The organism is Anabaena sp. FACHB-1391, from assembly GCF_014696755.1.
In the GTDB taxonomy this organism is placed as follows: Bacteria; Cyanobacteriota; Cyanobacteriia; order Cyanobacteriales; family Nostocaceae; genus Dolichospermum; species Dolichospermum planctonicum.
The window spans coordinates 48457-61277 of record NZ_JACJQS010000029.1 but is presented as its reverse complement, the minus strand read 5'-3'; the positions used below and the strand labels follow the sequence as shown (position 1 = coordinate 61277).

The 12821-nt window shown below is 36.1% G+C and carries 13 protein-coding genes and 1 pseudogene; 13 read left to right on the top strand and 1 reads right to left on the bottom strand.

From position 1 onward, the window contains the following. Positions 1-1081: calcium-binding protein (locus H6F62_RS14405; protein ID WP_277878598.1), on the bottom strand; the 1081-nt coding region annotated here is incomplete at its 3' end. 1125 nt (positions 1082-2206) lie between these two features. Here H6F62_RS14405 and nifB point away from each other — a divergent pair. The 13 genes and pseudogenes from nifB to H6F62_RS14345 all read left to right on the top strand — a co-directional run bounded on the left by nifB (position 2207) and on the right by H6F62_RS14345 (position 12769). Then, positions 2207-3655 (top strand): nitrogenase cofactor biosynthesis protein NifB, encoded by a 1449-nt coding sequence (gene nifB, locus H6F62_RS14400; protein ID WP_242026025.1) that lies wholly within the window; start codon positions 2207-2209, stop codon positions 3653-3655. A gap of 92 nt (positions 3656-3747) precedes the next feature. Then, positions 3748-4092 carry a 4Fe-4S binding protein gene (locus H6F62_RS14395; RefSeq protein WP_028089573.1) on the top strand — a complete coding sequence of 115 codons (345 nt, stop codon included), beginning with the start codon at positions 3748-3750 and terminating at the stop codon, positions 4090-4092. Between the two features lie 106 nt (positions 4093-4198). Further along, positions 4199-5407, top strand: coding sequence for a cysteine desulfurase NifS (gene nifS / locus H6F62_RS14390; protein ID WP_190372328.1), 1209 nt, complete (start codon positions 4199-4201; stop codon positions 5405-5407). A 96-nt stretch (positions 5408-5503) separates the two neighbouring features. Further along, a complete protein-coding gene (gene nifU, locus H6F62_RS14385) occupies positions 5504-6415 on the top strand; it encodes a Fe-S cluster assembly protein NifU (RefSeq protein WP_137908487.1) in 912 nt (303 codons plus the stop codon). A gap of 224 nt (positions 6416-6639) precedes the next feature. Continuing rightward, a pseudogene (locus tag H6F62_RS14380) lies at positions 6640-7074 on the top strand (AAA family ATPase); the annotation flags it as partial. 629 nt (positions 7075-7703) lie between these two features. Then, the gene (locus tag H6F62_RS14375) at positions 7704-8282 is read left to right on the top strand and encodes a hypothetical protein (protein ID WP_137908489.1); all 579 of its coding nucleotides are present in this window, start codon (positions 7704-7706) and stop codon (positions 8280-8282) included. Between the two features lie 146 nt (positions 8283-8428). After that, positions 8429-10183 carry an N-6 DNA methylase gene (locus tag H6F62_RS14370; RefSeq protein WP_190372326.1) on the top strand — a complete coding sequence of 585 codons (1755 nt, stop codon included), beginning with the start codon at positions 8429-8431 and terminating at the stop codon, positions 10181-10183. Between the two features lie 79 nt (positions 10184-10262). Next, entirely contained in the window at positions 10263-10520 is a 258-nt protein-coding gene (locus tag H6F62_RS14365; protein WP_137908491.1) for a type II toxin-antitoxin system ParD family antitoxin, read from the top strand. A 2-nt stretch (positions 10521-10522) separates the two neighbouring features. After that, complete coding sequence (locus tag H6F62_RS20575) at positions 10523-10660, top strand: type II toxin-antitoxin system RelE/ParE family toxin (RefSeq protein ID WP_199294581.1); 138 nt, start codon at positions 10523-10525, stop codon at positions 10658-10660. A 1-nt stretch (position 10661) separates the two neighbouring features. Further along, positions 10662-10826: a type II toxin-antitoxin system RelE/ParE family toxin gene (locus H6F62_RS20570; protein ID WP_199306437.1), complete on the top strand. Its 165-nt coding sequence runs from the start codon at positions 10662-10664 to the stop codon at positions 10824-10826. Continuing rightward, complete coding sequence (locus H6F62_RS14355) at positions 10823-12148, top strand: type ISP restriction/modification enzyme (protein ID WP_190372325.1); 1326 nt, start codon at positions 10823-10825, stop codon at positions 12146-12148. Before H6F62_RS20570 ends, H6F62_RS14355 begins: the two co-directional genes overlap by 4 nt. Positions 12149-12282: 134 nt before the next feature. Continuing rightward, entirely contained in the window at positions 12283-12507 is a 225-nt protein-coding gene (locus H6F62_RS14350; RefSeq protein WP_137908493.1) for a hypothetical protein, read from the top strand. A 70-nt stretch (positions 12508-12577) separates the two neighbouring features. Then, positions 12578-12769: a hypothetical protein gene (locus H6F62_RS14345; RefSeq protein WP_242026023.1), complete on the top strand. Its 192-nt coding sequence runs from the start codon at positions 12578-12580 to the stop codon at positions 12767-12769. Positions 12770-12821: the final 52 nt, after the last annotated feature.

Here is a 12821-nt window from a genome sequence, read left to right as displayed (position 1 = left end):
TATCATTACCTTCGTTGCCTGTGAGGATATCATTACCACGCTGTCCATAGAGATAATCATCTCCGTCTCCACCATTGAGGGTATCATTACCATCTTCACCGTAGAGTTCATCATTTCCTGCACCACCGTTGAGAATATCCTCACCTTCTCCAGCATTGAGGGTATCATTACCATCTTCACCGTAGAGTTCATCATCTCCCGCACCACCGTTGAGAATATCCTCACCTTCTCCACCTAAGAGGCTATCATTACCTTCGTTGCCTGTGAGGATATCATTACCACGCTGTCCATAGAGATAATCATCTCCGTCTCCACCATTGAGGGTATCATTACCATCTTCACCGTAGAGTTCATCATTTCCCGCACCACCGTTGAGAATATCGTCTCCTTCGCCACCAACTAGTTTATCATCGCCAGCGTTGCCCGTGAGGATATCATTACCACGCTGTCCATAGATTTCATCGCCACCAGAACCACCAATGACGGTATCATTACCATTATTGGCGTAAACTTTGGTGTCGTTATAGTACCAATAGTAACCATAATAGTAATAACTATTGTCAGTGGCAGAAATATCAATGTTATCATTACCTGAACCTATTACTAGGTAAATTCTTTCGATTTCTTTGATCTCTTTTGTCGTCAACCCATCGCTAATTGTGCCATTAGTGGGGCTGCTATAATTTATGGTGATGTTATTGGTGTTTGTCGTATAATCTAAATCTAGTTTATCGCTACCTGCACCGCCGATAATGCTATTAATTCCTTTGCCACCATTGAGATAATCATCTCCGTCTCCACCATTGAGAGTATCATTACCATCTTCACCGTAGAGTTCATCATCTCCCGCACCACCGTTGAGAATATCCTCACCTTCTCCACCATAGAGGGTATCATTACCTTCGTTGCCTGTGAGGATATCATTACCACGCTGTCCATAGAGATAATCATCTCCGTCTCCACCATTGAGGGTATCATTACCATCTTCACCGTAGAGTTCATCACTACCATCAAGGCCATTAATGTTATCATTTCCATCAGTTCCGACTAGAATATCATTGTCATCAGTTGGGATTGCCATAAAATCTGCCTACTAGATTTATTTGAGTGAATCAATATTTGATTACTAATCACACTGACCGTGTTCGTCTTTATCCTACATTGTTTTTGATTTACTGACAAGTAGTTAATGAAAAAAAGCAAATAAAGTGGTGTAAAGTTTAATTACCCCGTTCTATAAAACTTACCCAAAATTACCAAAGTTTCAACACATCTGGACAGCGATAATCCTAGTGTTTATTTCCTGCTTCATCGCGGTCTTAGAATGACTTAGTAGACACAACCTTAACCAGAGCGAGTTTCCATCCGTAAAATAGAGATTAAAAGTGACCTAGAGCCTATTGCCTCTAGCCTTGTCATAACGACAATTTTTAACGCCAACCTACTTAATCATGATCAAAAAATTAAATCTTTTGCAAATAATCTGCATTAAGATGGATACTTTATTAAGTCCAAATCCCTGATCCAGCAAGAGATGTAACTACAATTTACATCACAAATCATCGAAAAATTAAAAAAATATAAATTGCATTTTTAGAGAAAAAAATGATAGGCTGTATACATACGGCAAATCTCAGGCTTGTCAGGCACTCTAACTCCTAATCCCCCAATGCTTTCAAGGGTTTGAAACGGAAAACAGAATTTATTCCCCTCCCCTTGACCCCAGGGGAGGGTGTTTGGTGGGGTAAAAACCGGATGTTGTAGGAAAGTTGAGTACAGTTGAATCTCAAAAAAACCAATAAAAATCCGGCTGAAATCCTTACAGACATTGAGTTAGAGATGAGTACAAAGAAATCCTGAACCCCTAACTATAAATACTCGTACCCCTGACTATAAATACCTGCACCCCAACCCAAAAAAATCTTTTTTAATTTTTGTATCGTTGCAATACAAGGATTTAAGGATTTGAGTACAAACATAATAAATCTAATAAGTTCTATCCTTGGTCAACCAAGGGGGACAAAAAAAAAGGCTGCTATAAATCATTTATCGCCAATCACTTAACGCTCCTTAACAAAATCAAGTTAATAGTCAAAAGTGTGTGGAGGGATGAGATTAGCACCATGTCTAAGATTATATTGACATTGGCAGTAGTAACAGCATCTCCCACAGTGGCTCTCAGGTCCACCGCAAACAGCGAAATTCAATGACACTACCTGCTACCAACATTCTCACCTCCGACGGCCTGCGAGATCAGGATTCTATTATCATCCCCGCTAAATCTGGTAATTGCGGTTGCGACAGCAGCACAACTCCAGAAATGGACGAAAAACTTAGAGAACGCATTGCTAAACACCCCTGTTATAGCGAAGAAGCTCATCATCACTATGCACGGATGCACGTTGCCGTTGCCCCTGCTTGCAACATTCAATGTAACTATTGTAACCGCAAGTATGACTGTGCTAACGAAAGTCGTCCGGGGGTAGTGAGTGAACTGCTCACACCAGAAGAAGCCGCCCATAAAGTGTTAGTAATTGCGGGTAAAATTCCGCAAATGACCGTATTGGGAGTAGCTGGACCTGGTGATCCTTTGGCTAATCCAGAAAAAACTTTTCGGACTTTTGAACTAATTGCAGACAAAGTGCCAGATATTAAATTGTGCTTATCTACTAACGGTTTGATGCTCACAGAATATATTGATCGCATTAAACAATTAAATATAGATCACGTTACCATTACCCTTAATACCATTGACCCCGAAATAGGCGCGCAAATCTATTCTTGGGTTCACTATAAACGCAAGCGTTACAGAGGTGTAGAAGGAGCAAAAATTCTTCTAGAAAAACAATTAGAAGGACTGCAAGCCCTCAAAGAAGCTGATATCTTATGTAAAGTTAATTCTGTAATGATTCCGGGAATTAATGACCAACATTTGGTAGAAGTTAATCAAGCAATTCGGGAGAGAGGCGCGTTTTTACATAACATTATGCCGCTAATTTCTGCACCAGAACATGGTACACATTTCGGTTTAACCGGTCAACGTGGACCAACAGGAAAAGAACTGAAAGAAGTCCAAGATAATTGTTCTGGTAACATGAAAATGATGCGCCACTGTCGTCAGTGTCGAGCAGATGCGGTAGGATTATTAGGAGAAGATCGTAGCCAGGAATTTACCAAAGATAAGTTCATGGAAATGACTCCAGAATATAACTTTGAAACCCGCCAAGAAGTTCACGAAGGTATTGAGAAATTTAGAGAAGAAATTAAAGCCGCAAAAGATAAAGTATTGACTGGCAAAAAATCTGCTAATAATCCTAAAATCTTAGTTGCAGTAGCCACAAAAGGCGGTGGATTAGTTAACCAACACTTCGGACACGCCAAAGAATTTCAAATTTATGAAGTTGATGGTAATGAAGTTCGTTTTGTTAGTCACCGCAAGATTGATCAATATTGTCAAGGTGGTTACAGCGAAGCAGCTACCGCAGATAATATAATGAAAGCGATCGCAGATTGTAAAGCAGTCTTGGTATCGAAAATAGGCAACTGTCCTAAAGAACAATTAGAAGCAGCAGGAATAACAGCTGTTGAAGCCTACGACGTAATTGAAAAGGTTGCTTTAGAATTTTACGAGCAATATGTTCAGGTTAATGGGTAATTCAATTTTGAATTTTGGATTTTGGATTTTATTGAATTAACTCTAATCTAAAATCTAAAATCTAAAATCTAAAATCTCAGAGGTAAATAATCATGGCTTACAAAATTACTAGCCAGTGTATTTCTTGCAAGTTGTGTTTACCTGTTTGTCCTACTGGTGCAATTCAAGAAGTTGATGGTAATTATTGGATTGATTCTCAACTTTGCACAAATTGCGCTGGTAGTATTCACACCGTACCTCAATGTAAGGCCACTTGTCCGACTGCTGATGGTTGTGTTCAACAATCTAGTGATTATTGGGAAAGTTGGTTTGCTTATTACCACCGTGTTTTAGCAAAATTAACAAATAAACAAGACTACTGGGAGCGTTGGTATAGCTCTTATTCTCAGAAGTTTTCCCAACAGTTGCAAAAGCATCAAGGCCAAGTAATTATATAGGTGATTTCATGGGTGATAGGTAATAGGTAATATTTTCCCCCATTACCTATTACCAATTACCAGTTAATAATTCTAGCTAATTACTCATAATCTTTATATGGAAACCATGCAAAATAATTGCATTTATCTTGATAATAATGCCACCAGTAAAATAGATCCTCAAGTTGTTGAGGCTATGATGCCTTATTTGACGGATTATTATGCTAATCCTTCCAGTATGCACACTTTTGGTGGACAATTGGGAAAAGCTGTAAAAACAGCCAGAGAACAAATTGCTGCTTTACTCGGAGCCGAAGAATCAGAAATTGTTTTTACCAGTTGCGGAACTGAAGGTGATAATGCTGCTATTCATGCGGCGTTATTAGCTCAACCAGAAAAACGTCATATCATCACTTCTCAAGTAGAACATCCCGCAGTTTTAAATGTTTGTAAACAATTAGAATCTAAAGGTTATCAAGTTACCTATTTGTCAGTTAATTCTCAAGGACAAATAGACTTGAATGAGTTAGAAGCTTCTTTAACTGGTAACACTGCTTTAGTAACAGTAATGTATGCCAATAATGAAACTGGCACAATTTTTCCCATTGAAGAAATTGGTGTTAGAGTTAAAGAATATGGAGCTATCTTCCACGTTGATGCAGTGCAAGCGGTAGGTAAAATACCCTTAAATATGAAGACCAGCACCATAGATATGTTAACTATATCTGGTCACAAAATTCATGCTCCTAAAGGTATTGGTGCTTTGTATGTTAAACGTGGGGTTCGTTTCCGTCCTTTCTTAGTTGGTGGACATCAAGAACGAGGACGTAGAGCAGGTACAGAGAATGTTCCCGGAATTATTGCTTTAGGGAAAGCTGCGGAATTGGAATTATCACATTTAGCAGAAGCAACTCAGAAAGAAAGAAAGTTACGCGATTATTTAGAACAATCTCTTCTGGCTAAAATTCCTGATTGTCAAGTAAATGGTGATATTAAAAATAGATTACCAAATACTACAAATATCGGTTTCAAATATATTGAAGGTGAAGCAATTTTGCTCTCTTTAAATAAGTACGGTATTTGCGCTTCTTCTGGTTCTGCTTGTACTTCTGGTTCTCTTGAACCTTCTCATGTTTTACGAGCTATGGGTTTACCCTACACTACTTTACATGGCTCAATTCGCTTTAGTCTTTCTCGTTATACTACGGAAGCAGAAATTAATCAAGTAATTGCAGTCATGCCGGAAATTGTTGACCGTCTACGGGCTTTATCTCCCTTCAAAAATGATAATGCCGATTGGTTACAACAACAAGGACAAACTTTAGTAAATAGGTAATGGGTAATGGGTTATAGGTAATGGGATTCCTCTATTACCAATTACCAATTACCAATCCAAAATCTAAAATCCAAAATCTAAAATCTAAAATTAGCTATGTGGGACTACACTGATAAAGTATTAGAGTTATTTTACGATCCTAAAAATCAAGGTGCAATTGAAGAAACCGGTGAAGCTGGTGTCAAGGTGGCAACTGGTGAAGTGGGAAGTATTGCTTGTGGTGATGCTTTAAGATTACATTTGAAGGTTGAAGAAGCAACAGATAAAATTCTGGATGCACGTTTTCAAACTTTTGGTTGTACTAGTGCGATCGCTTCTTCTAGTGCTTTAACTGAAATGATTAAAGGTCTAACTTTAGATGAAGCTTTAGGAGTAACAAATAAGGAAATCGCTGATTATTTAGGTGGTCTACCTGAAGCAAAAATGCACTGTTCTGTTATGGGTCAAGAGGCTTTAGAAGCTGCCATTTATAATTATCGTGGTATTCCTCTAGAGGCACATGACGATGAAGAAGGTGTCCTCATCTGTAGTTGTTTCGGAATAACTGATGCTAAGATTAAAAAAGCAGTCGCCCAAAACAATCTCTTCAGTGCCGAACAAGTAACAAATTATGTAAAAGCTGGTGGCGGATGCGGTTCTTGTTTAACGAAGATTGATGATATAATCAAGGAAGTTCAGCAGGAGTTCGCCCAACAAAATCTCAACATCTACGGCGCGAAAACTAAAACAGAAATTCCTAATTCAAAGTTTATTGCAGAGCAACAAAAACCATTAACTACAGTCCAAAAAATTGCCCTGATTCAAAAAGTATTAGATGAAGAAGTCCGACCCGTGTTAATCGCCGACGGGGGAGATGTAGAACTTTATGATGTCGAAGGTGATAAAGTTAAGGTAATTCTTCAAGGTGCTTGCGGTTCATGTTCTAGCAGTACCGCTACCTTAAAGATTGCCATTGAAGCGAGATTACGCGATCGCATCAGCAAAGAAATTATTGTCGAAGCAGTTTAGAAATTAGTCATTGGTCAGTGGTCATGAGTCATTAGCAAAAAACAACTGACCACTCACAAACAAAAATCCCTACAACCCAATAAATACTATGAACACCACTAGATGTTTTGTAGAGCGATCGCCCCCGTAGCGACGTTCTACACACGCTCACCGCCGTAGAACTTGGCCGTGAGAACCGACAGACGAAAAACACGAAATCAACCAATTCTAGGAAAACACGAACAATGACTACTGACGCAAATATTAGACAGATAGCTTTCTACGGCAAGGGCGGTATCGGTAAATCTACCACTTCTCAAAACACCCTCGCAGCTATGGCTGAAATGGGTCAACGCATCATGATCGTAGGTTGCGACCCTAAAGCTGACTCTACTCGTTTGATGCTTCACTCCAAGGCTCAAACCACCGTATTACACTTGGCTGCTGAAAGAGGCGCTGTTGAAGATTTGGAACTCCACGAAGTCATGTTAACCGGTTTCCGTGGTGTTAAGTGCGTAGAATCTGGTGGTCCAGAACCCGGTGTAGGTTGCGCTGGTCGTGGTATTATCACCGCTATTAACTTCCTAGAAGAAAACGGTGCTTACCAAGATTTAGACTTCGTATCTTACGACGTATTAGGTGACGTTGTATGTGGTGGTTTTGCTATGCCTATCCGTGAAGAATAAGCTGTTTTTTCCAGGGTTTTTGTTGGTGCAATTGTTTGAGGTTTTTTGTTTTTTTATGCCCTATTTTTGCCCTGGGAAATTTTTGGTAAATGGGGTTTTTGTTTTGTTTTTCTGCTTTTGTTTACCCTATTTTGTCCCTATTGTCAAGGGGTATACATGATTTTTGATAAATGGGTTACTGATTTTTCAAGAGAGTTCTAAAAGTTGAATGTAAATACACTATCATAATTTCCTATGAACTCCTTTTCTGTTATCTATACTATCTATTAAAACCATTCTAAATTTTATAGCTAATAGCTACCAAAATATTACAGCAGTTTCCGATATTCACAAAGTACAGATATTAATAATAAAACTCTTGTGGTGCGGGCAAGATGCCCGCACAAAGTGTACCTCACTCAAAGCTACTTGCTGTAACAGGCATTTGAGTAGATATAATCTAATCGCACTCCAACCAGAAATTTAACCAGAAATTTACATTACACAGTATCATGGTATATGATGCTATAAGTAAGTATTTTTGCAAATTTGTTAGTAAAAACTTAATTATAAACTTAATTATATAGGTAGTTTTAGTCTATACTATTTGTTAAATCAAGGTCTAGATCTGAGGGTATTCTGCTATGTCACTTTTCAACCTACTACAGACGCTCATTTTTGGTATTCATAATCCTGAATTCGATGCAGCGCGAATAAATCATGACAGCTGGCCTCAAAGCGAATATTTTCAGGGTGAAAAACCTTCAAAAGACCAATTGGAAAGGGATAAACAGATAACTTTTCAAAGAGCTTATCAATTGGGGCAGAGTTTGAGAGCAGCTATCGAAGAACATTACTCTGCTCCAGAACAACAGCGAGTTACTGATAGTCTTATGAAAGTAATAGTATACCTTGGTAATAACGCCAGGATATTTCCTGATATGGGCTCTGAGAATATCTGGTACACAGATTACCATGATCTAATTGAATTAGCGAAAGATATGGGCTTAGGAGATAAAACCTTACCTCACTGGCCTGAAGAATCAAATTTCTTTAATCGCTATCTAGAACTGACTAATTCTGATTTAGTTCAAATATTTCTGGGTTTTTTAGAAGCAGCTTTGCTTGATGAGTATAAATTTGGGGCAGATTTAGATAGCTGGGTTAGGTACTTATTAAGAGAAACTTTAAAATCGAGACAGCGTTTAGCTCATGAACAATAGACATCTGGTGGTAATTAAATCTGCATAACCACCAAACCCTTGTAGGGACAATTCATGAATTGTCCCTAGGATAATTTTCACTCCTATCTAACTTACCGTAGCAAAAGTAAAATGTGGTAATATAACCACAAACTAGTTTTAATTATATGTCCAGTCTTCACCTCAAACCAACCCATAAACCTGTCAAGCAATATTACCAAGAATTAGAAAATTTCAAAAAACTGGGAGTTGTCCATGAAACTGCGGTAAAAGTCGCTTTTCAAAAGTTGCTTGAGTCTTGCTGTCAACAGTTTCAATGGACTCTAGTACAAGAATATGCGATTAAAAAACGAAAAAGAGTTGATGGGGCTTTAGTTGATAGTTATAACTTAGCTCGTGCTTATTGGGAAGCTAAAGACAGTAAAGATAATTTAAAAAAAGAAGTCCAGAAAAAACTAGCTATTGATTATCCCAAAGATAATATTATTTTTCAACAACCAGAAAGGGCAATTCTTTACCAAGATGGTAAATTGGTAATGGATGAAGATATTACCAAACCCCAAAACTTAGTAGATGTATTAAGACAAATTTTTGAATATCGTCCTCCCGCAATTGAACAATGGGAAAAAGCCGCTGATGAGTTTGGACTGCGAGTAGAAGAACACGCAACTGCATTATTAAGATTAATTAAAGAACAAAGCCAGAAAAATAAAAAATTTATTGATGCTTTTGCCGAATTTTTCAAACTTTGTCGTCAATCAATTAATCCTAATATTGCAGAAGCAGCGGTTGAGGAAATGTTAATTCAACATTTATTAACTGAGCGTATTTTTAGAAATGTGTTTAATAATCCTGATTTTGCTCAACGCAATATCATCGCTGTGGAAATTGAAAAAGTAATTAATGCTTTAACTTCTAAATCCTTTAGTCGCAGTCATTTTTTAAGTAGTTTAGATCGGTTTTATGGTGCAATTGAAGAAACCGCAGCAACCATTGATGATTTTTCCCAAAAACAGGATTTTCTCAATAAAATTTATGAGCGCTTTTTTCAAGGTTTTTCCGTAAAAGTTGCCGATACCCACGGAATTGTTTATACTCCTCAACCGATTGTTAATTTTATGGTCAAAAGTGTTGAGAATATTTTACAAAAAGAGTTTGGTAAATCCTTAATTGATAAAGGTGTCCATATTCTTGACCCTTTTGTGGGAACAGGTAATTTTATTATTAGAATAATGCGAGAAATAGCGGAAATTCAAAAATCAGCTTTACCTTATAAATATGAACATGAATTACATTGTAATGAAGTGATGTTATTACCTTATTATATTGCTTCTATGAATATTGAGCATGAGTATTTTGAGCAAGCAGGAGAATATAAATCTTTTGAGGGTATTTGTTTAGTTGATACCTTTGAAGATCAAAATATTCAACAATTGGATTTATTTAGTCCAGATAACATGAAACGAGTAGAAAAACAAAGGAAATCTGATATTTTTGTGATTATTGGTAATCCTCCTTATAATGCAGGACAATTGAATGAAAATGATAACAATAAAAATAGGAAATATACTACAAAAGATAAAACAGGTATAGATGATCGTGTGTCTGCAACCTACGCAAAAGCATCAAAAGCAACATTAAAAAATAAATTATCAGATCCTTATGTGAAAGCAATTCGTTGGGCAAGTGATAGAATCAAAGAAGAGGGTATTATTGCTTTTGTCACTAATAACAGTTTTATTGAACAAATCGCTTTTGATGGCATGAGACAGGAATTAGAAAAACATTTTGATCAAATTTACGTATTTGATTTAGGGGGTAATGTTCGCAAAAATCCTAAACTGTCAGGTACAACTCATAATGTATTTGGTATTCAGGTGGGAGTGAGTGTTAATATATTAGTCAAGAAACAAACTAGGTGATTTTATGCTAAAATCAAATTAATATTGATGATCTAAATTAGGAATTATTCTCAGTTCAACAGTAGATAAGGAGATAAAAATGCAAATCGTCGTCAAACCAGAACAAGAAAAATTCATTCTTCAAAAACTACAACAAGGTAAGTATCATAGTGTGGATGAGTTATTAGCAGTAGCTTTTCAACTGTTAGAACAACATGATCTTAAAGAAAAGCAACTGAGTGAACTAAGACGAAAACTCATGGACGGAACACAACAACTTCATGAGGGGAAAGTAGTTGAAGGTGAATTAGTTTTCCAACAACTACAAGAAAAGTTAAAGCAAATGGGACAGGGTTAAAAATGGGTAATTATTTTTTCTCTCAACTTGCGGTGAAAGACCTCAATCAAATTTGTGAATTTATCGGACAAACCAATATTAAAGCCGCGAGTAAACTTTTTGATACTATTCGGGAAAAATGTAAGTTAGTCTTTTCCTAGCATGGGAAAAGATTATTCTGAGATTTTATCAAATTTACGTGGGTTTATTGTTGATGATTATATTATTTTTTATTATCCCCTAGAAAATGGAATTGAAATTGTCCGTGTTGTTTATGGAAAAAGAGATTTAAACGCTGTATTTGAAGAATTTGGAAAACAAGAATGAAAAAAGCTAAAATATACTATGCGCGAATGGATGAATTTTGGACAAAGGAAGAAAAGTTAAAATATTTAGAAAACCTTAACTGGTATGATGTTGATTGGCAAGAAATTAAACCAGATAAAAATAATAATTGGTTAACAGACGGTTTAGAAAATGATTTTGATAATTTTATAGCAATTGGATCAAAAGAAGTCAAAAAGCAAAAAGACCCAAATCCACAAGTTATTTTTAAGCTATTTAGTTTAGGTGTAGCATCTAATCGAGATGAATGGGTTTTCTCTTTTTGTGATAATGATTTACAGGATAAAATAAAAACATTTATTCAAAACTATAATATTGAAGTAAGTAGATACTTTCAACAGCCATCAAAACCTGATATTGAAACTTTTATAGATACTGATTCGAGCTTTATAAAGTGGACAGATAGACTTAAATTAGCTTTAGAAAGAAAAGAGTTTCTTTTATTTGATAATTTAAAAATTCGGAATTGTTTTTATCGCCCCTTTATTAAACAATATATTTATTTTGATCATCTACTAAATCAACGTAGATACCAACAGCATATAATCTTCCCAACACCTGAAACTGAAAAAGAAAATCAGGTAATTTGGATCAAAGTTGGAACTGAAATTCCTATGTTTGCCCTTAGTATTAATTATATTCCTGATCTATTACCTCAAGGTGGTTCACAATGTTTCCCATTCTACACTTACAATGAAGACGGAACAAACCGCCAAGAAAATATCACAGATTGGGCATTAAAACAATATCAAAACCATTACCAAGATACTACAATCACTAAATGGGATATCTTCTATTATATCTATGCAGTGCTACATCATCCCCACTACCGGGAACGCTACGCAGCCAACCTGAAAAGAGAACTTCCCCGCATTCCCTTTGCGCCCCAATTTCATCCTTTTGTCATAGCCGGAAAACGACTAGCAGAAATTCATATTAACTATGAAAAACAACCAGAATATCACCTGAAACACCTAGAAAATAAAGACTTACCCATTGATTGGCGTGTAGAAAAAATGCGCCTATCTAAAGATAAAACCCAAATCAAATATAACGACTTTCTCACCTTAACAGGTATACCATCAGCAGTATTTTTATATCGTTTAGGCAACCGTTCGGCCTTAGATTGGATAATAGATCAATATCAAGTTACCACAGATAAGCGCAGTGAAATTACAAATGATCCTAATCGTCTTGATGATGAACAATATATTGTCAGGTTAATTAAACAGATAATTACTGTGAGTTTAGAGACAGTAGAAATCGTTAATAATTTACCAGATTTGGGATTACCAAAAGATTGATAAGTACCAAGATCCCCGACTTCTTGAATGAGTCAGGGATCTATTGTTGTATGAAGATATTATTTTTTTGATGTTGTGGGTTGTCGAAATGCGATAAAAACGGTATAATACTTATATTCTCAAGGATAATGCTCATGGAAATCCAAGAACTTAAAACTCTTATTCAAGAAACTGTAAGAGAAACAATGCTAGAAGTATTAAAGAAAGAAAGACTTGCTCTTTGTTTGGCTTTGATACCTCGTGTTAGTGACAAAGAAATGCAGGAAATTCAAGAACAATTTGGATCACCTTCAGATTATGATCAAGATGATTTTATCAATATGACAGATTGGGTGCGAAATGGAACTAAACTTCAGTAAAAATGCGCTGAAATTTCTCAAGAAACTTTGAGATAAAGATACAGAAAAAGTACGTAATAAGATATTGCAATTGTTAAATTCAGTTGAAGAATCTGGTTTAGTACCATCTGGAGAACTTGATATAAAAACATTAGAAGGAGAATGGCAAGGTTTTTTAAGAATGCGGGTAGGTAAAATTAGGATTATTTTTACAGTGGATATAGAACAAGATGAACTACAAATTTATGAAATAGGCTTTAGAGGTGATATTTATAAAACTTAAAAAATAAAACTTAAAAATATCAAGAAAAATTAAATCCTATACAACAAGGTTA

Excerpts from the sequence above, each read along its gene's own strand:
- nifB (WP_242026025.1), top strand. The coding sequence starts at position 2,207 with ATGACACTACCTGCTACCAACATTCTCACCTCCGACGGCCTGCGAGAT.
- H6F62_RS14395 (WP_028089573.1), top strand. The coding sequence starts at position 3,748 with ATGGCTTACAAAATTACTAGCCAGTGTATTTCTTGCAAGTTGTGTTTA.
- nifS (WP_190372328.1), top strand. The coding sequence starts at position 4,199 with ATGCAAAATAATTGCATTTATCTTGATAATAATGCCACCAGTAAAATA.
- nifU (WP_137908487.1), top strand. The coding sequence starts at position 5,504 with ATGTGGGACTACACTGATAAAGTATTAGAGTTATTTTACGATCCTAAA.
- H6F62_RS14375 (WP_137908489.1), top strand. The coding sequence starts at position 7,704 with ATGTCACTTTTCAACCTACTACAGACGCTCATTTTTGGTATTCATAAT.
- H6F62_RS14370 (WP_190372326.1), top strand. The coding sequence starts at position 8,429 with ATGTCCAGTCTTCACCTCAAACCAACCCATAAACCTGTCAAGCAATAT.
- H6F62_RS14365 (WP_137908491.1), top strand. The coding sequence starts at position 10,263 with ATGCAAATCGTCGTCAAACCAGAACAAGAAAAATTCATTCTTCAAAAA.
- H6F62_RS20575 (WP_199294581.1), top strand. The coding sequence starts at position 10,523 with ATGGGTAATTATTTTTTCTCTCAACTTGCGGTGAAAGACCTCAATCAA.
- H6F62_RS20570 (WP_199306437.1), top strand. The coding sequence starts at position 10,662 with ATGGGAAAAGATTATTCTGAGATTTTATCAAATTTACGTGGGTTTATT.
- H6F62_RS14355 (WP_190372325.1), top strand. The coding sequence starts at position 10,823 with ATGAAAAAAGCTAAAATATACTATGCGCGAATGGATGAATTTTGGACA.
- H6F62_RS14350 (WP_137908493.1), top strand. The coding sequence starts at position 12,283 with ATGGAAATCCAAGAACTTAAAACTCTTATTCAAGAAACTGTAAGAGAA.